The sequence below is a fragment of the Cellulosimicrobium sp. XJ-DQ-B-000 genome (genome assembly GCF_031119065.1).
Taxonomy (GTDB): domain Bacteria; phylum Actinomycetota; class Actinomycetes; order Actinomycetales; family Cellulomonadaceae; genus Cellulosimicrobium; species Cellulosimicrobium funkei.
The window spans coordinates 295,336-313,600 of sequence record NZ_JAVHYN010000005.1 but is presented as its reverse complement, the minus strand read 5'-3'; the positions used below and the strand labels follow the sequence as shown (position 1 = coordinate 313,600).

18 protein-coding genes are annotated in these 18,265 nt (G+C 72.3%); 9 read left to right on the top strand and 9 right to left on the bottom strand.

What is annotated here, in order from left to right; genetic code table 11:
• Positions 1-131: 131 nt before the first annotated feature.
• On the top strand, positions 132-1,685 hold the full coding sequence (locus RDI86_RS10775) for an RNA polymerase sigma factor (RefSeq protein WP_021479922.1): 1,554 nt from the start codon (positions 132-134) through the stop codon (positions 1,683-1,685).
• A 199-nt stretch (positions 1,686-1,884) separates the two neighbouring features.
• On the opposite strand, the gene RDI86_RS10770 is transcribed toward RDI86_RS10775, so the two are convergent.
• A complete protein-coding gene (locus RDI86_RS10770; RefSeq protein ID WP_021479923.1) occupies positions 1,885-2,097 on the bottom strand; it encodes a hypothetical protein in 213 nt (70 codons plus the stop codon).
• 180 nt (positions 2,098-2,277) lie between these two features.
• On the opposite strand from RDI86_RS10770, the gene RDI86_RS10765 reads away from it, so the two are divergent.
• From RDI86_RS10765 to RDI86_RS10745, 5 genes are all read left to right on the top strand, one after another.
• Positions 2,278-4,407 carry a DNA topoisomerase IV subunit B gene (locus RDI86_RS10765; RefSeq protein ID WP_251176222.1) on the top strand — a complete coding sequence of 710 codons (2,130 nt, stop codon included), beginning with the start codon at positions 2,278-2,280 and terminating at the stop codon, positions 4,405-4,407.
• Between the two features lie 2 nt (positions 4,408-4,409).
• Positions 4,410-5,054, top strand: coding sequence for a cation diffusion facilitator family transporter (locus RDI86_RS10760; protein WP_308821374.1), 645 nt, complete (start codon positions 4,410-4,412; stop codon positions 5,052-5,054).
• Positions 5,055-5,118: 64 nt separating this feature from the next.
• Entirely contained in the window at positions 5,119-5,592 is a 474-nt protein-coding gene (locus tag RDI86_RS10755; RefSeq protein ID WP_076404683.1) for a DUF4430 domain-containing protein, read from the top strand.
• Positions 5,589-6,176 carry a DUF6580 family putative transport protein gene (locus tag RDI86_RS10750; protein WP_021479927.1) on the top strand — a complete coding sequence of 196 codons (588 nt, stop codon included), beginning with the start codon at positions 5,589-5,591 and terminating at the stop codon, positions 6,174-6,176. Before RDI86_RS10755 ends, RDI86_RS10750 begins: the two co-directional genes overlap by 4 nt.
• Positions 6,177-6,247: 71 nt before the next feature.
• Positions 6,248-6,616, top strand: coding sequence for a DUF2200 domain-containing protein (locus tag RDI86_RS10745; protein ID WP_076404685.1), 369 nt, complete (start codon positions 6,248-6,250; stop codon positions 6,614-6,616).
• 9 nt (positions 6,617-6,625) lie between these two features.
• Here RDI86_RS10745 and RDI86_RS10740 read toward each other — a convergent pair whose 3' ends face one another.
• The 4 genes from RDI86_RS10740 to RDI86_RS10725 form a co-directional block, all read right to left on the bottom strand.
• Positions 6,626-7,066, bottom strand: a complete 441-nt coding sequence (locus tag RDI86_RS10740) for a VOC family protein (RefSeq protein ID WP_308821373.1) — start codon at positions 7,064-7,066, stop codon at positions 6,626-6,628.
• 67 nt (positions 7,067-7,133) lie between these two features.
• Positions 7,134-7,781: a dihydrofolate reductase family protein gene (locus tag RDI86_RS10735; protein WP_308821372.1), complete on the bottom strand. Its 648-nt coding sequence runs from the start codon at positions 7,779-7,781 to the stop codon at positions 7,134-7,136.
• Positions 7,782-7,866: 85 nt separating this feature from the next.
• Complete coding sequence (locus tag RDI86_RS10730; protein WP_308821371.1) at positions 7,867-8,103, bottom strand: helix-turn-helix transcriptional regulator; 237 nt, start codon at positions 8,101-8,103, stop codon at positions 7,867-7,869.
• Positions 8,104-8,580: a DUF2975 domain-containing protein gene (locus RDI86_RS10725; protein ID WP_083711744.1), complete on the bottom strand. Its 477-nt coding sequence runs from the start codon at positions 8,578-8,580 to the stop codon at positions 8,104-8,106.
• Between the two features lie 270 nt (positions 8,581-8,850).
• Here RDI86_RS10725 and RDI86_RS10720 point away from each other — a divergent pair, with 270 nt between their 5' ends.
• The gene (locus tag RDI86_RS10720; protein ID WP_076404689.1) at positions 8,851-9,633 is read left to right on the top strand and encodes a hypothetical protein; all 783 of its coding nucleotides are present in this window, start codon (positions 8,851-8,853) and stop codon (positions 9,631-9,633) included.
• 47 nt (positions 9,634-9,680) lie between these two features.
• Here the strand turns inward: RDI86_RS10720 and metH are convergent, their stop codons facing one another.
• Positions 9,681-13,274 carry a methionine synthase gene (gene metH, locus RDI86_RS10715; RefSeq protein ID WP_308821370.1) on the bottom strand — a complete coding sequence of 1,198 codons (3,594 nt, stop codon included), beginning with the start codon at positions 13,272-13,274 and terminating at the stop codon, positions 9,681-9,683.
• A 121-nt stretch (positions 13,275-13,395) separates the two neighbouring features.
• On the opposite strand from metH, the gene RDI86_RS10710 reads away from it, so the two are divergent.
• Positions 13,396-14,529, top strand: coding sequence for a GNAT family N-acetyltransferase (locus RDI86_RS10710; RefSeq protein WP_061267358.1), 1,134 nt, complete (start codon positions 13,396-13,398; stop codon positions 14,527-14,529).
• Positions 14,530-14,548: 19 nt separating this feature from the next.
• Here RDI86_RS10710 and RDI86_RS10705 read toward each other — a convergent pair whose 3' ends face one another.
• The 3 genes from RDI86_RS10705 to RDI86_RS10695 are packed head-to-tail and all read right to left on the bottom strand — an operon-like array spanning position 14,549 to position 16,396.
• Positions 14,549-15,454, bottom strand: coding sequence for a neutral zinc metallopeptidase (locus tag RDI86_RS10705; RefSeq protein WP_211933371.1), 906 nt, complete (start codon positions 15,452-15,454; stop codon positions 14,549-14,551).
• Between the two features lie 34 nt (positions 15,455-15,488).
• Positions 15,489-16,022: a hypothetical protein gene (locus tag RDI86_RS10700; protein WP_308821368.1), complete on the bottom strand. Its 534-nt coding sequence runs from the start codon at positions 16,020-16,022 to the stop codon at positions 15,489-15,491.
• Positions 16,023-16,027: 5 nt separating this feature from the next.
• Positions 16,028-16,396, bottom strand: a complete 369-nt coding sequence (locus RDI86_RS10695; protein ID WP_021481118.1) for a hypothetical protein — start codon at positions 16,394-16,396, stop codon at positions 16,028-16,030.
• 261 nt (positions 16,397-16,657) lie between these two features.
• On the opposite strand from RDI86_RS10695, the gene RDI86_RS10690 reads away from it, so the two are divergent.
• On the top strand, positions 16,658-18,256 hold the full coding sequence (locus RDI86_RS10690) for an ABC-F family ATP-binding cassette domain-containing protein (protein ID WP_021481119.1): 1,599 nt from the start codon (positions 16,658-16,660) through the stop codon (positions 18,254-18,256).
• The last annotated feature ends 9 nt before the right edge of the window (positions 18,257-18,265 follow it).

The following is an 18,265-nucleotide window of genomic DNA, read 5'->3' as shown; positions in this document are numbered from 1 at the left end:
GCCGGTACAATATAGGTAGTCCGCCAGAGCCCGACGACTCACCGTGAGAGTCCAGAGCAGCCCGCACTTCACGGTTCACGTCCCCGCTCCGGCGGCCCTACCGCCCCCCATGATTGCCGAAAGGTCGGTTTGTGGCGCCCTCAACCCCGATTTCCGCACTCCCGCGAGAGTTCGAGCACCCCGCCCTGCAGGAGCTCCTGCGGCGCGGCAGCGCGAACGGTCGCGTCGACGCCGAGAGCTTCCGCACCGCGTGCGAGCAGGCTGCCGTCAACGACGCCAAGCGGCTGAAGGCGGTCTTCCGCGCGCTCGCGGGCGCCGGCGTCGAGGTCGACATCCCGACCACGACGAAGGTGGCCGCGGCGGCTTCCCCGCGCAGCACGACGACCGCGCGCACCAAGCCCGCCGCGACGAAGTCCGCGTCGGCGACCAAGCGCACGACCACGACGAAGGCCGCCCCGGCGGCCGACGCCGAGGGTGCGGAGACCTCGTCGACCGGCCCCGCCAAGCCCGCCGCCCGCAAGACCGCGGCCAAGGCCCCCGCCAAGTCCAAGGCGACGCCCGCGCGCGCCAAGAAGAAGGACGACGACGAGGACGACGCCGAGGTCGAGATCGAGGACCTCGAGATCGACGTGACCGAGGACGAGGAGGCTGCGGAGCCGGGCGCCAAGAAGGCTGCCGCCGCCGCGCCGAGCGACGAGCCCGAGGAGACCGGCTTCGTCGTCTCCGACGCGGACGAGGACGACGCCCCGGTCCAGCAGGTCGTGACCGCGGGTGCGACGGCCGACCCGGTCAAGGACTACCTCAAGCAGATCGGCAAGGTCGCGCTGCTGAACGCGGAGCAGGAGGTCGAGCTCGCGAAGCGGATCGAGGCCGGTCTGTTCGCGGAGGAGAAGCTCGCGGCCGAGGGCGACGACCTGGACCGCAAGCTCAAGCGTGAGCTGCAGTGGATCGCGCACGACGGCAAGCGGGCGAAGAACCACCTGCTGGAGGCGAACCTGCGTCTGGTGGTGTCGCTGGCCAAGCGGTACACGGGTCGCGGCATGCTGTTCCTGGACCTGATCCAGGAGGGCAACCTCGGTCTGATCCGTGCGGTCGAGAAGTTCGACTACACCAAGGGCTACAAGTTCTCGACGTACGCGACGTGGTGGATCCGCCAGGCGATCACGCGCGCGATGGCGGACCAGGCGCGCACCATCCGTATCCCGGTGCACATGGTCGAGGTCATCAACAAGCTCGCGCGTGTGCAGCGTCAGATGCTGCAGGACCTGGGCCGGGAGCCCACGCCCGAGGAGCTCGCCAAGGAGCTCGACATGACCCCGGAGAAGGTCGTCGAGGTCCAGAAGTACGGCCGCGAGCCCATCTCGCTGCACACGCCGCTCGGCGAGGACGGCGACTCCGAGTTCGGCGACCTCATCGAGGACTCCGAGGCCATCGTCCCGGCGGACGCGGTGAGCTTCACGCTCCTGCAGGAGCAGCTGCACCAGGTGCTCGACACGCTGAGCGAGCGCGAGGCGGGCGTCGTCTCGATGCGGTTCGGACTCTCGGACGGCCAGCCCAAGACGCTCGACGAGATCGGCAAGGTCTACGGCGTGACGCGTGAGCGCATCCGCCAGATCGAGTCGAAGACCATGTCGAAGCTGCGCCACCCGAGCCGCTCGCAGGTGCTGCGCGACTACCTCGACTGACGCGTCGCGGCGCGCGGCCGGTGCGCACCACCGGCCGCCCGCCGTCGTCGCACGACGAAGGCCCCGAGGAGATCTCCTCGGGGCCTTCGTCGTGTCTGAGGTCTGTCTCTGAGGTGGTCGTCGCGGGGGACCGGGCGGTGGAGCCGGTCCCCGCGGTCGTGCGCTCCTGGCGCGGGACGGTGCTCGGCGGACCGGCGCGTCAGCGCGCGCCGTGCTCCGCGAGCAGCTTGTCGGTCTCGTCCTGGATGGACGTCGCGAGGTCGGTGTAGGCATCCGCGTGCGCCCGCGCGTGGTGGCCGCAGAACAGCAGCTCGCCGCTCGGCAGGACCACACGGACGTACGCCTGGGCCCCGCAGCGGTCGCAGCGGTCGGCCGCGGTCAGCGGTTCGGTGGTGGTCGTCGTAGCAGTCACATGAACATCAAACCATCCCCTCCTGAGGTTTCGTCCCGGGGGAGCGCCGGGTTCGCTACCCGCGAAGCGCGCTCACCCGCGCCGTGGCCTCCCGCCGGCATCCCGCCGGATCGCGCGGCGTCCGCGGCGGCGCGGCGGGGCAGCACCGCGCTGTGGGCGCCCTCGTCTAGGCTTGCCGCCGTGACGACCACCTCCGCTGAGTCCAGTTACACCGCTCGGCACCTGTCCGTGCTCGAGGGCCTCGAGGCCGTGCGCAAGCGACCGGGCATGTACATCGGCACGACCGACTCGCGCGGTCTCATGCACTGCCTCTGGGAGATCATCGACAACTCGGTCGACGAGGCGCTCGCGGGCAACTGCTCGAAGATCCGGGTCGTGCTGCACGCCGACACCTCCGTGACGGTCGAGGACGACGGCCGCGGCATCCCCGTCGACATCGAGCCGAAGACGGGCCTGTCCGGCGTCGAGGTCGTCTTCACCAAGCTCCACGCGGGCGGCAAGTTCGGCGGCGGGTCGTACACCGCGTCGGGCGGCCTGCACGGTGTCGGCGCGTCCGTCGTCAACGCGCTGTCCTCGCGTCTCGACGTCGAGGTCGACCGCGGCGGCAAGACGCACCGCATGACCTTCCACCGCGGTGAGCCGGGCGTGTTCAGCGACCCGAAGACCGGCCCGACGCCGGACGCCCCGTTCGAGCCGTTCGTGTCCGGGTCCGAGCTCGCGGTCGTCGCGAAGACGAAGCGCGGCGTCACCGGCACGCGCGTCCGCTACTGGGCGGACCGTCAGATCTTCCTCAAGACGGCCGTCTTCTCCTACGACGAGCTCGTCACGCGCGTGCGTCAGACGACGTTCCTCGTCCCCGGTCTCGAGATCACGGTGCGCGACGAGCGCGGCGTGCCCGGGACGCCGGGGGAGTCCGGGCCGCACGAGGAGACGTTCGTGCACACGGGCGGGTCGGTCGACTTCGTCGACTTCCTCGCGCCGGACACCCCCGTCACCGCGACGTGGCGCCTCACGGGCTCGGGCTCGTTCACGGAGACCGTCCCGGTGCTCGACGACCGCGGTCACATGACCCCGCAGGCGGTGCAGCGCGACTGCGAGGTCGACGTCGCGCTGCGCTGGGGCACCGGCTACGAGACCGAGGTCCGCAGCTTCGTCAACATCATCGCCACGCCCAAGGGCGGTTCCCACCTCGGTGGCTTCGAGCAGGGCCTGCTCAAGGTGCTGCGCAAGGCGGTCGAGACGAACGCGCGCCGCCTCAAGGTGTCGACGAAGGACGCGTCCGAGCGCATCGAGAAGGACGACGTGCTCGCCGGCCTGACGGCCGTCGTCACCGTGCGCCTCGCCGAGCCGCAGTTCGAGGGCCAGACGAAGGAGGTCCTCGGCACGGCACCGGTGCGGGGCATCGTGGCGCGCGTCGTCGAGAAGGAGCTGAACGCCCTCCTCACCTCGACCAAGCGCGACGAGAAGACGCAGGCCGCGCTGCTGCTCGACAAGGTCGTCGCCGAGATGCGCGCGCGCATCACCGCGCGCAAGCAGAAGGAGATCTCGCGGCGCAAGAACGCGCTCGAGACGTCGTCGCTGCCGGCCAAGCTCGTCGACTGCCGCAGCGACGACGTCGAGCGCAGCGAGCTGTTCATCGTCGAGGGCGACAGCGCGCTCGGCACCGCGCGCCTCGCGCGCAGCTCCGACTTCCAGGCGCTGCTGCCCATCCGCGGCAAGATCCTCAACGTGCAGAAGGCGTCCGTGAGCGACATGCTGCGCAACGCCGAGTGCACCGCGATCATCCAGGTGCTCGGCGCCGGGTCGGGGCGGTCGTTCGACCTCGAGGCCGCGCGCTACGGCAAGATCGTGCTCATGACGGACGCCGACGTCGACGGCGCCCACATCCGCACCCTCCTGCTCACGCTCTTCTACCGGTACATGAAGCCGCTCGTCGAGGCGGGCCGCGTCTTCGCGGCCGTGCCGCCGCTGCACCGCATCGAGGTCATCGGCGCCGGGCGCCGCAAGAACGAGTACATCTACACGTACTCCGAGGCCGAGCTCGCCGCGACGCTCAAGAAGCTCGACAAGGCCGGCCGCCGCTACAAGGACGACATCCAGCGGTACAAGGGCCTGGGGGAGATGGACGCCGACCAGCTCGCCGAGACGACGATGGACCCGCGCCACCGCACCCTGCGCCGCGTCACGGCCGAGCACGCCGAGGCGGCGGAGCGCGTGTTCGAGCTGCTCATGGGCAGCGACGTCGCGCCGCGCAAGGAGTTCATCGTCGCCGGCGCAGCCGAGCTGGACCACGCCCGCATCGACGTCTGACGATGTCCGCCGGGCAGGACGCGCCACTGGCGGGCGACCCCCAGCTGGCCCGCCTGCTGCGGCGCACCGTCCTCCTGGTCGCGGGGCTCAACCTCGCGTACTTCGTCGTCGAGCTCACCGTCGCGCTCGCGGCGGGTTCGGTCTCGCTGCTCGCCGACAGCGTGGACTTCCTCGAGGACACCGCGATCAACCTGCTCATCGCCGTCGCGCTGGGCTTCCCGCTCGCGCGGCGTGCGGTCCTGGGCAAGGCGCTGGCGCTGCTCATCCTCGTCCCCGCGCTGTTCGCGGCGTGGGAGGTCGTGCGCCGGTTCGGCGACCCGCCCGCACCCGAGGTGCTGCCGATCGTCCTCGCCTCGCTCGGCGCGGTCGTCGTCAACGGCGTGTGCGCGTGGCTCCTCGTCCGCGTCCGCCACCACGGCGGGTCGCTGAGCCGCGCCGCGTTCTTGTCCGCCCGCAACGACGTGCTCGTCAACGTCGCCGTCATCGCGATGGGGCTCGCGACCGCGTGGACCGGGTCCGGCTGGCCGGACCTCGTGCTGGGCTGCGGGATCATCCTCCTCGCGGGCCACTCCGCGTACGAGGTGTGGGAGGTCAGCGAGGAGGAGCGGCTGGCGGCCAAGGCCGTCGCGGGCGAGGAGATCGGGTGAGGGGCCGTCGTCCGACAGGCGGGCGACCCGGCGCGAGCCGGGCGGCGCTCCGTACGCTGGCGCCGTGACCCTCCGAACGCTCCGCGCCACGTCCGCGCGCCCGCTCACCGCCCTGACCGCCGTCCTGCTCACCGCGGGCCTGCTGGCCGGGTGCTCGTCCGCCGACGAGCCCGCTGCCGACACCACGTCGACCTCCACGGCGACCGCGGGCGAGGAGTCGAGCGCCCCGGCCGACGACGCGACGGACGAGGCGCCCGACGACGAGTCCGGCGACGGCGAGGACGCGCCCGAGCTCTCCTACGAGGGGCGCGCGGGCGCGACGGCCCTCGACCTGCTCCTCGAGGCGGACCCGTCCGCCCAGGTGACCGGTGAGGGCGAGAACGCGTTCGTCACGGCGATCGACGGCGTCGCCGCCGATCCGGACAGCGAGTTCTGGGCCCTGTACGTGAACGGCGAGATGGCTACCGTGGGTGCAGGTTCCCTCGAGACGAAGGACGGGGACGAGATCACGTGGAAGCTCGAGACGTTCACCTCGTGACGCGCTCGGAGAGCACGGCGCTGCGCTGGTGGCGGCCGGCGCTCGTCGTCACGCTCGCGGCGCTCGCCGTCGTGTGGCGGCTCGTGCGCGCCGACCTCGGCGCACCCCCGAACCTCGAGCTCGTCACCGCGGCGACGTTCGCGGCGACGATCCTGCTGCGCTCGCGGTGGGCGTTCGTCGTGCCCCTCGCGGTGACGGTCGTGTCCGACGTCGTGCTCGGCAACACGGCGATCGCGCTGTTCACGTGGAGCGCGTGGCTCGTCGTCGGGCTGGGCTCGCTGCTCGCGCGGAACACGACCGGGTGGCGCCGCGTCGGCGCGGGAGCGGCGTTCGGCGTCGCGGGCTCGCTCTGGTTCTTCGCGTGGACGAACTTCGGCGTCTGGCTGCAGGGCCGCGGCGTCTGGTACCCGGCGGGAGCGGACGGGCTCGTCGCGAGCTACGTCGCGGGTCTGCCGTTCCTGCGCACCATGCTGCTCGGCAACCTCGTGCTCGTGCCGCTGGTCGCGGCCGGGACGCTGCTCGTGGACCGGCTCGAGGCGTCGCACGGGATGGTCGGCGCCCGCGCCGTCCCCGCCGCGCGGTAGCGTGGTTCGTGCCGGACGGCCGCACGCGCCGAGCCGATGACGGGCGCAGCCGGGGCAGGAGGAAGCCATCCATGGCGGGACACCGGATCTTCGGGACGAGCTTCGCGAGCATCTACCCGCTCTACGTCACCAAGGTGGAGCGCAAGGGACGCACGAAGGACGAGCTCGACCAGGTCGTCGGCTGGCTCACCGGCTACGACGACGCCGGCCTCACGCAGGCGATCACCGACGAGATCACGCTCGAGGAGTTCTTCGACCGGGCGCCTGCGTGGAACCCGAACGCCTCGCTCATCACCGGGGTGATCTGCGGCGTCCGCGTCGAGGACATCGAGGACCCGCTGATGCAGAAGGTCCGCTACCTCGACAAGCTCGTCGACGAGGTCGCGCGCGGCAAGAAGATGTCGTCGATCCTGCGCGGCGAGGCGGCTACCGCCTCCTAGCGGCGCGCCTCACCCGAGCTCTTCCGCGAGCCCGACGATGATGCCGCCGGGCCCTCGCAGGTAGCAGAGCCGGTACGCGTCCTCGAAGCGCACGATCTCCCGCAGCACCGCCCCGCCGTGGCGGGCGAGGCGCTCGACGGTGTCGTCGAGGTCGTCCACGGCGAACATCACGCGGTGCAGACCGAGCACGTTCGGCGGGGCGGTGTCGAGCCCCAGGTCGAGCGGTGCCGGCGCGTGGTACCGCGTGAGCTCCAGCCGGCCGGGGCTGCCGGGGACGCGCATCATCGCGATCTCCGAGCGGAGGTCGTCGAGGCCGACGACGCGCTCCGCCCACCGCCCCTCGATCGTCATCCGGTTCTCGAGCTCCATCCCGAGCTCGGCGAAGAACGCGACGGCCGCGTCGAGGTCGTCGACGACGACGGCCACGTTGTCGAGGCGCTGGATCGCCACGGGTGCCTCCTGAGGTTTTGGGGGTCGGTGGGTCGTCCGGGGTGCTGGTCAGGCGCCGAGCAGGGCGTCAGGCGTCCTGCCCGACGCCGCGTCCCGGCTCGCTCATGTCGCCCGTGCCCGGCGTGCCGTCCGCGAGACCGTAGCGCAGCAGGACCGTGCCCGTCGGGCTCGGTGCGGGAGGCTCGAGGAGGGTGAGGTTGGTGGGGACGGCGCCGCCGTCGAACACGGTCTTGCCCGTGCCGAGCACGATGGGGTGCACCCACAGGTCGAGGCGGTCGAACAGCCTCTCGCGCAGCAGCGTCTGCACCAGGTCGAGGCTGCCCACGACCTTGACGTGCTCGTGCCGATCCCGCACCTCGCGCACCGCGGCGGGCAGGTCCGGGCCGAGCAGCGTCGACCCGGCCCACGGCAGGTCCGGCGTGCCGCGCGACGCGACGTATTTGGGGATGCGGTTGAACAGGGCCGCGAAGTCGTCGTCCTGCCCGCCCTCCTGGAACGGCCAGTACGCCGCGAAGATGTCGTACGTGCGGCGCCCGAGCAGCAGCGCGTCCGTGCCCTCGTACGCCGCGGCGATCTGCTCGCCCGCGACGTCGTCGAGCAGCGGCGCCTGCCAGCCGCCGAACGCGAACCCGCCCTCCGGATCCTCCTCCGGCCCGCCGGGCGCCTGTCCGACGAGGTCGAGGGTCGTGAACAGCTCGATCTCGATGCTTCCCATGGCTCGGCTCCCGCGGTGTCGTGGTCTCGGTCACGGGTAAGACGTCGTCCGGTCGCCGAACTCATCGACGCGGAGGCCGGGCGGGTCAGGTGGTGGGCGGTCCCGCGTCGTCGGGCTCGTCCGGCACCCACCGCAGGACGTCTCCGGGCTGGCACCCGAGGACGCGGCAGACGGCGTCCAGTGTCGAGAAGCGCACGGCCTTCGCGCGCCCGTTCTTCAGGACGGCGACGTTCGCCGGCGTGATGCCGACCGCGGCGGCGAAGTCGCCGACGGACATCTGCCTCCGCGCCAGGAGGACGTCGAGGTCGATGACGATCGGCACCTAGATCACCGCGGCCAGCTCGCGCCGGTCGGCGGTCGCGGTGCGGAGCAGCGCGCGCAGCACCACGACGAGCAGGGCCAGCGCGCCCCCGCCCACGAGCGAGCCGAGGAGGCCGAGGAGCACGAGCGGCCCACCGAGCTGCGCCCCGAAGGTCAGGTGACCGAACACCGTCGCGGCGAGGGTCGCGACCGTGACCACGCACCCGATCACCACGGTGACCGAGCGCAGCGCGCGCGGGTCGAACACCTCGTCGCGGGCGGCGAGGCCGAGCAGGCGCCACACCGCCACGAGGGCGACCTCGACCGCGAGCAACGCCAGCACGGCCAGCACGGAGTACGGGACCACGAGGCCGCGGACCTCCGGGTGCTGCGCCCCGACCTCGGCCGCGAGGAGGGGGGCGAGGAACATCGACAGCGCGGTGCCGAGGGCCACGAGGACGAGGAGTGCTCGTGTGCACGCGACGAGGGCAGGTCTCATCTATCGATTGTCGATAGATGCAACGGCTCTGTCAACGACCGAGGCGCGACCCGTGGCGCGAAGGGGGAAGCGCGCGGCCGGGCGGTATCCGCTGTACCCGTCCGCCGGCGGCGTCGGCCGCGGAGGCTCTCTCGTCCGCGAAACGGTCGATGAGCCGAGCCACAGCGTGGCGTCCCGAGATGTTGCGGATCCTGGCCTGTGGATAACCGGGGCCCTTGCCGTCGTGGCGTCTAGCGTCCGGTCCAGGAGACCACGACCAGGAGGATCATCATGCGCGACCAGCACGAGCGCACGAGCCAGCACGAGCGAACGACCGCGGTCCCTCGCACGGGGCACCGTCCCCGTGCTCGCCTCGCCACCCGTCGGAGAGCCGCCGTCGGTCGCCTGCTCTCGGGACTCGGGGTCGCCGTCGTCCTCACGGTCGTCCCCGGCTGCGCGCTGCCCTTCGCCGAGACCGACGACGGCGCGACTCCTGCGGCGGCGGCGACGTCCCGGAGCGAGGGCGAGCCGGCGACCCCCTCCGGGGCCGAGTACGCGATCGTGTCGGGCCAGCCGGTGCGGACGCCCTGCTGGTCCTACGAGGGCCCGGAGGCGTTCGTGAACAACGTCGCCTCGGACCAGGAGGAACACTGTCACGGTGCCCTCGAGCTCTGGGGCGAGGTCGTCGACGGGGTGGTGGTGCCCACGGGTGTCGGGGCGGTCTACGGGCAGGTGTCGGTCGAACCGGTGCGGGTCGCGACGTCCGAGGCGTGGGGGGTCGGGACCGATCTCGGGGGAGCGGTCGACCTCCTCGCGGACTCGTACTTCGCGGAGAACGGCAGCATCCTCAGCCTGCACGAGGCGACCACCCTCGACGGCGTTCCGGCGAACATCACCCGGGTCGAGGGGAGCTTCGAGGAGACGCGGACGAAGGCCTTCATCACCGCCTTCGCACCCGAGCGGTTCGCGTCGGGCACGGACGAGGTCCAGTTCTTCGTGATCGCGATCGTCACCCCGTACGACAACGGCGACGAGCTCATCGAGCAGGTCACGGGCACGTGGACGTGGTCCTGACGCTGCTCCCCGCTCGCCCCGGCAGGACGCCCCGCGGCTGGCGATCGTCAGACGCTGAAGTACTTGGCCTCGGGGTGATGGAACACGAAGCAATCGGTCGACTGCTCCGGGTGGAGCTGGAGCTCCGCGGAGAGCTCGACACCCACGCGCTCGGGCCGCAGGAGCTCGACGACCTTCGTGCGGTCCTCCATGTCCGGGCACGCCGGGTAGCCCAGCGAGAAGCGGGCGCCGCGGTACTCGAGCTTGAACATGCCTTCGACCTCGGTGGGGTCCTCGTCGGCGAACCCGAGCTCGGCGCGCACGCGCGAGTGCCACATCTCGGCGAGCGCCTCGGTGAGCTGGACCGACAGGCCGTGCAGCTCCATGTACTCGCGGTAGTGGTTCCCCGCGAACAGCTTCGCGGTGTGCTGGTCGACGCTCGCGCCCATGGTGACGAGCTGGACGGGCAGCACGTCGTACCGGCCCGTCTCCTCGACCCACGACCGCGGCTTGACGAAGTCGGCGAGGCACAGGTGCCGGTCGCGGCGCTGGCGCGGGAACGTGAAGCGCAGCCGCTCGGTCCCGGGCTCGCCGCCCGACCCGCCGTCGGGCGCGCCGATCCCGGCCAGCCCGGCGCCGTGGTGCGCGACGACGACGTCGTCGCCCTCCGACCACACCGGGAAGTACCCGTACACGACCGACGGGTCGACGACGCCCTCGGTGCGGATCCGCTCGTACCAGGCGTTGAGGCGCGGGCGCCCCTCGGTCTCGACGAGCTCCTCGTACGATGCACCGTCGTCGCCTCGGCCGGGCTTGAGCCCCCACTGGCCCATGAACGTCGCGCGCTCGTCGAGGAACGCCGCGTACTCGGCGAGCTGGACGCCCTTGACGAGGCGCGTGCCCCAGAACGGGGGAGCGGGCACCGGGTTGTCGGCCGCGACGTCGGACCGCGCGGGCAGGTCCTCGACGGGCGTCTCGGTCACGGTGACCACGGCGTGCCGCCGCTTCTTCAGCGCGGGCAGCCCGACGTCGTCGGGCGACTCGCCGCGCGCGACGCGCACGAGCGGTTCCATGAGGCGCAGGCCCTCGAACGCGTCGCGCGCGTACCGGACGACGCCCGGGAACTGGCCCGCGAGGTCGTCCTCGACGTAGGTGCGCGTGAGCGCCGCGCCACCGAGCAGGACCGGCCAGCGGCCGGCGAGCCCCCGCGACGTGAGCTCCGCGAGGTTCTCCTTCATCACGACGGTCGACTTCACGAGCAGCCCGGACATGCCGATGACGTCGGCGTCGTGCTCCTCGGCGGCCTCGATCATCGCAGAGATCGGCTGCTTGATGCCGATGTTGACGACCGTGTAGCCGTTGTTGGTGAGGATGATGTCGACGAGGTTCTTGCCGATGTCGTGCACGTCGCCGCGCACGGTCGCGAGCACGATCGTGCCCTTGGACCCGCTCGAGCCCTCGATCTTCTCCATGTGCGGCTCGAGGTAGGCGACCGCGGTCTTCATGACCTCGGCGGACTGCAGCACGAACGGGAGCTGCATCTCGCCGCGGCCGAACAGGTCGCCCACGACCTTCATGCCCTCGAGCAGGTGGTCGTTGACGATCTCGAGCGCCTTGATCCCGGACGCCATCGCCGCGTCGAGGTCCTCCTCGAGACCCTTGCGCGCGCCGTCGACGATCCGCCGCTCGAGCCGCTCGCCGACCGGCAGCGCCGCGAGCTCCGCCGCGCGCTGGTCCTTGAGCGCCGCCGAGTCCACGCCGTCGAACAGCTCGAGCAGCCGGGCGAGCGGGTCGTGCACGAGGTTCCCCTCGTCGTCGTACCGCCGCCGGTCCCACACGAGGTCGAGCGCGGCCTCGCGCTGCTCGGCGGGGATCTGCGCGAGGGGGAGGATCTTCGCGGCGTGCACGATCGCGGAGTCCAGCCCCGCCTCGACCGCCTCGTGGAGGAAGACCGAGTTGAGCACGGTGCGCGCGGCGGGGTTGAGGCCGAACGACACGTTCGACACCCCGAGCGTCGTGTGGATGCCGGGGTAGCGGCGCGTGATCTCGCGGATCGCCTCGATCGTCTCGATCGCGTCGCGCCGCGTCTCCTCCTGGCCGGTGGCGATGGGGAAGGTCAAGGCGTCGACGATGATGTCGTCGACCCGCAGGCCCCAGTCGCGCGTGAGCGTCTCGACGAGCCGCGTGGCGATCCCCACCTTGCCCGACGCGGTGCGCGCCTGGCCCTCTTCGTCGATCGTCAGCGCGACCACGGCCGCCCCGTGCTCGACGACGTGCGGCATGATCCGCGCGAACCGCGACGTCGGCCCGTCGCCGTCCTCGAAGTTCACCGAGTTCACGACGGCGCGCCCGCCCACGAGCTCGAGGCCCGCCGCGATGACCTCGGGCTCCGTCGAGTCGATGACGAGCGGGAGCGTCGACGCGCTCGCGAGGCGCGAGACGACCTGCTGCACGTCCGCGACGCCGTCGCGCCCCACGTAGTCGATGCACACGTCGAGCAGGTGCGCGCCGTCGCGCGTCTGCGCCCGCGCGATCTCGACGCACTCGTCCCAGTTCTCCGCGAGCATCGCCTCGCGGAACGCCTTCGACCCGTTCGCGTTCGTGCGCTCGCCGATGGCGAGGAACGACGCGTCCTGGTGCAGGTCCGTGTGCGAGTACAGGCTCGCGACGCCGTTCTCGCGCTCCGGGTGGCGCTCGACGACGGGCCGTGCGCGCACCGCCTCGACGACGCGGCGCAGGTGCTCGGGCGTCGTGCCGCAGCAGCCGCCCACGAGGCCCAGGCCGAACTCGGTGACGAACTGGGTGTGCGCCGCCGCGAGCTCGTCCGGCGTCAGCGGGTACGTCGCCCCGTTCGGGCCGAGCACCGGCAGGCCCGCGTTGGGCATGCACGTCACGGGGATCTCCGCGTGCCGCGACAGGTGCCGCAGGTGCTCGCTCATCTCGGCCGGGCCGGTCGCGCAGTTGAGACCGATCGCGTCGACGCCGAGCGCCTGGAGCGTGGTCAGCGCGGCCCCGATCTCGGAGCCCATGAGCATCGTGCCCGTGGTCTCGACCGTCACCTGGACGATCACGGGCACCTCGCGCCCGACGTCGCGCATCGCGTTCCGCGACCCCGTCACCGCGGCCTTCGCCTGGAGCAGGTCCTGGCTCGTCTCGACGAGGATCGCGTCGACCCCGCCCTCCAGCAGACCCGCGGCCTGCTCGGCGAACGTGTCGCGCAGGTGCGCGTACGTCGTGTGCCCGAGGCTCGGCAGCTTGGTCCCGGGACCCATCGAACCGAGCACCCAGCGCGGGTGGTCGGCGGTCGCGTGGGCGTCCGCGCGCTCGCGCGCGATCCGCGCCCCGGCGGCGGCGAGCTCGCGGATCCGGTCGTCGATGTCGTAGTCCGACAGGTTGGACCAGTTGCCGCCGAACGTGTTCGTCTCGATCGCGTCCACCCCGACCTCGAGGTACGCGTCGTGCACCGCGGCGATGATGTCGGGTCGCGAGACGTTGAGGATCTCGTTGCAGCCCTCGAGCCCCTGGTAGTCCTCGAGCGTCGGGTCCTGCTCCTGGATCATCGTGCCCATCGCGCCGTCCGCGACGACGACGCGCGTGCGCAGCGCCTCCGCGAGGGCCCGGGAGCGGGCGTCGGCGAGGTCCTGAGGAACGACGGTCGGCATGCTCGCAGCGTAGATCGCGTGCGGCACGGCACGGGGAGTCGTCTCAGCGGGCCGACGCGTCGCGCGGACGTCCTGGGAAAAGCACGTGCCCGACGGCGCGGGCCCCCCTACCGTGGTCGCCATGTCCTCTCCCTCGACGACCGACCGCGCCGAGGCGGCGCCCTCGACGCTCGCCCCGATCGCCGAGCGCGCCGCCGCCCCCTCGACCCTGCCGCCGGTGACCGCGGGCGGGCTCACGTGGCGCCCCGCCACGCCCGCCGACGCGCCGGCCCTGCTCACCCTGCGCAACGACATCGCGGAGGTGGACGACGAGCCGTACCGCGAGACGCTCGCGGAGATCGAGGAGATCTTCACCGCGCCGTGGCGCGACGTCGCGGCCGACTCGATCGTCGGCGTCGACACCGACGGGACGCTGCGCGCCTACGGGATGGTCGACACCAACCCGGGGGACGCGCGCACCGTGCGGGCGTTCCTCGGCGGCGGCGTCCACCCGACCCATCGGGGGCGCGGGATCGGACGCGAGGTGCTCGCCTGGCAGGTGGCACGCGCCCGGCAGGTGCTCGCCGCGAGCGGCAAGGAGCTGCCCGCGCGGCTCGCCGTCTTCGGGGAGGACACCGACCCGCCCGAGAAGGCGCGGCTCTACGCGCGGTTCGGGTTCGTCGCCCGCCGCTTCTACTCCGACCTGCGTCGGGACCTCGCGGCCCCGGTGCCCGACGTCCCGCTCGACGGTTCCCTGCGCGTCGTCCCGTGGTCCGCCGAGCTCGACGAGGCGACGCGCCTCGCGCACAACGACGCCTTCCGCGACCACTGGGGGAGCGAGCCCCGCACCGCCGAGGCGTGGACGCACGGGCGCAGCGAGTTCGCGCCCCAGTGGTCGTTCCTCGTGGTCGACGACGCGCCCGACGTCGACGCGCTCCTCGCCGACCCGGCCACCGACCCCGAGACCGCCGCCGCGCTGCGCGCCGGCGAGCCGCTCGTCGTCGGCTACGAGATGGCGGGCCGGTACGACGAGGACTTCCCCGTGCGGGGGTACACCTTCGGGTATACCGAGCTCCTCGGCGTCCGGCGCGCGTACCGCGGCCGCCGCGTCGCCGTCGCGGCGCTCGCGGCCGCGATGCGCGCGTTCGCGGCGGACGGCATGCAGTACGCCGCGCTCGACGTCGACACGGAGAACCCGTCCGGCGCGCACGGCCTCTACGCGAGCCTCGGCTACGAGAAGGTCACCGGCTCGCGCATGTACTCGATCGAGCTCTGAGCGACCTCGGCGGGAGCGGTCACAGCGACGAGGCGGAGAGCGCGTCGCAGTCCTGGAGGGTGCCGCCCTCGTAGCCGGTCGTGAACCAGCGCTGGCGCTGCTCGCTCGACCCGTGGGTCCAGCCCTCGGGGTTCACCTGGCCGGTCGCGGCCTCCTGGATGCGGTCGTCGCCGACGGCGGACGCCGCGGACAGCGCGTCGTCTAGCTGCTGCTCGGTGATCGGTGCGAGGAACGTCACGCCGGTGTCCGGGTCGACGGTGGTCGCGGCATGGCCCGCCCACATGCCGGCGAGGCAGTCGGCCATGAGCTCGATGCGCACGGAGTCGGACTCCGGGCCCGTGCCCTGCCGGTCCGCCGAGTCCATGGCGCCGGTCAGCTGCTCGATGTGGTGCCCGAACTCGTGCGCGACGACGTACATCTCCGCGAGCCCGCCGTCGTTCGCGCCGAAGCGGTTCGTCAGGTCGTCGTAGAAGCCGAGGTCGATGTACACCGTCTGGTCGGGCGGGCAGTAGAACGGCCCGACGGCGCTCGTCGCCGCGCCGCACCCCGTCGAGACCTGCCCGGTGAAGCTCACGACCTCGGGCAGCGCGTACTCGACGCCGGCCTGCTGGGGGAGGGCCTCGGTCCAGTAGGCGTCGAGCGACTGGACGGTGCCGTTGAGCCGGCACTCGCGCGTCGTGTTCGCCTGCTCGGCGGTGCAGGTGTCGATGTACTCCTGCTGGCCGTCGCCGTACGCGCCGGAGTCCGACCCGTCGCCGCCGGTCAGCGCGCTGAGGTCGACGCCCGTCTGGTTGCCGACGAACGCGATGAGCAGCGCGACGAGCACCGCGCCGATCCCGCCGCCCGCGATCATCGGGCCGCGCCCGCGGCCGCCACCCTTGCGGACGCGTCCGCCCTCGAACGAGCCGCCTTCCTGGAATGTCACAGGGGAACGCTACCCCCGGGCGCGGTCGCAGGCCTCAGAAGCGGACCAGCGCGCGCAGCACCCGCGCGAGCAGGTCGTGGTCGCCGCGGTGCTCGTGCCGCTCGGCGGGCCCGACGACGGGCGCCGGCGGCTCGCGGCGCGGCAGCGTCCCCGGGTCGTCGCCGGCCGCCTCGGCGACGGTCTCGGCCAGGTAGGTGTCGACGAAGTCGACGAGGAACCGCTCGACGCGGCGGCCCGTGAGGGCGATGTTCCAGTCCGTCGGGCCCACGAGGATGACCGACAGATCCTGCCCCAGCAGGTAGACGAAGACGCACGCCTCGGCGGTGTTGAGGATGCAGCGTGCCGAGCTGCCCGGGACGGCCGGGCCCTGGGTGAGGGCCGCGGCGACGGCCCGCGCCACCTCGACGACCGGGCCGGGGGAGGGGCCGGCGCTGCCGAGGACCCGGCCACGGGGACCGAGAGCGAGCACGTGCGCCTCGTGGTCGAGGGCGTCGTCGATGCCCCGCAGCACGTCCACCACGCTGCGGGGGGCGACCCGCCCGCGCTGGTCGAGGGCGTCCGCGACCACGGGCGTCAGAGCGACAGCGACTCGTCGAGCTGCGCCAGCCCGCGGCGCGCGAGCGCGAGGTTCGCCCGTCCGCGCTCGAGCACGAGGTAGGAGAAGGTGCCCCGCAGGCTCTCGCGCTGCGACAGGCGGATGAGGTGGTACTGGCGGCCGAGCGTGATGAGGATGTCCTCGATGCCGTCCTCGAGCCCGAGCTGCTCGATCGCCCGGAGCTTCGCGCGGATGACCTCGGTGTTCGCCGCCGCGGCGAGCTCGAGGTCGAACGGGGCGGCCTGCTTCTGGACCAGGGCCAGGCCGCTGCTGTAGTCGACGACCGCGATCGCGATCGCCCCGTCCAGCTCGAGGACCTTGCTCAGTGCTGCTTCGGCGTTGCTCAACGTGCTCTCCTTGCTCGGGTCCCCCCCGCCATCTCCTCGACGGTCCGGGACGTCCGGAGGCTAGCACGATGGGCTGATTGTCCCGTTCTGTTCCCTGTGCGTGGGACGGTCGTGGGACGGTCGTGGGACGGTCCGGAGGGCCGCCGAGAGAAAAGGCCGCGCGGGAGCGGGCTCACGGCCCGTAGAATCGTCGGGCCCCGTCGATCGGATCGCCCCACCAGGCTGGATCCACCGGGGTCACCCTTCGGAGAGGACCTGCACGTGATCACCGCCCACGGCGTCGAGCTGCGCGTCGGCGCCCGCGTCCTGCTGCACGAGGCGACGTTCCAGATCGCCGCGGGCGACCGGATCGGCCTCGTCGGCCGCAACGGCGCCGGCAAGACGACCCTGACCAAGACCCTCGCGGGCGAGACCCAGCCCACGGCGGGGAAGATCACGCGCGGCAACGACATCGGCTACCTGCCCCAGGACCCGCGCACGGGCGACCTCGAGGTCATCGCGCTCGACCGGGTCCTCTCGGCACGCAACCTCGACAGGATCGTGCGCCAGATGCGCGAGACCGAGGGCGCGATGGCGAGCGCGGACGCGGAGACGCACGAGGCCGCGATGGAGCGCTACCCCAAGCTCGAGGCGCGGTTCCTCGCGGCCGGCGGATACGCGGCCGAGAGCGAGGCGCACCGCATCACGAGCAACCTCGGTCTCGACGACCGCGTGCTCGGCCAGCCGCTGAGCACGCTGTCCGGCGGGCAGCGCCGCCGCATCGAGCTCGCGCGCATCCTTTTCTCCGGTGTCGAGACGCTGCTCCTCGACGAGCCGACGAACCACCTCGACGCCGACTCGATCGTCTGGCTGCGCGACTACCTCAAGTCGTACAGCGGCGGCTTCGTCGTGATCTCGCACGACGTCGAGCTGCTGCGCGCGACGGTGAACAAGGTGTTCCACCTGGACGCCAACCGCGGCGAGCTCGACCAGTACAACCTCGGCTGGGACGCCTACCTCGCGCAGCGAGAGTCCGACGAGCGCCGTCGTCGTCGCGAGCGGCAGAACGCCGAGAAGAAGGCGGGCGCGCTCCTCGCGCAGGGCGAGAAGATGCGCGCCAAGGCCACCAAGGCCGTGGCTGCGCAGCAGATGATGCGCCGCGCCGAGAAGATGCTCGCGGGCATCGAGGGCGAGCGCCAGAGCGACAAGGTCGCGAAGCTGCGCTTCCCGAAGCCCGCGCCGTGCGGCCGCACGCCGCTCACCGCGAGCGGGCTGTCCAAGGCCTACGGCTCGCAGGAGGTCTTCGCGGGCGTCGACCTCGCGATCGATCGCGGCAGCCGCGTCGTCGTGCTCGGCCTCAACGGCGCCGGCAAGACGACGCTCCTGCGCATCCTCGGCGGCGTCGAGCAGCCGGACACGGGCGAGGTGCACCCGGGCCACGGCCTGAAGATCGGCTACTACGCCCAGGAGCACGACACGCTCGACATGGACGCGACCGTCGTCGAGAACCTGCGCCACGCGGCGCCCGACCTCACGGACACGCAGGTGCGCTCGGTGCTCGGGTCGTTCCTGTTCTCCGGCGACGACGCGGACAAGCCGACGAACGTACTGTCCGGCGGGGAGAAGACGCGGCTCGCGCTCGCGACGCTCGTCGTCTCGGCGGCGAACGTGCTGCTGCTCGACGAGCCGACGAACAACCTCGACCCCGCGTCACGCGCCGAGATCCTCGGGGCGCTCAAGACGTACGAGGGCGCGGTCGTCATGGTCACGCACGACGACGGCGCGGTCGAGGCGCTCGAGCCCGAGCGGGTCCTCCTGCTGCCGGACGGCGACGAGGACCTGTGGAGCGACGAGTACGCGGAGCTCGTCTCGCTGGCCTGACCGGGCCGC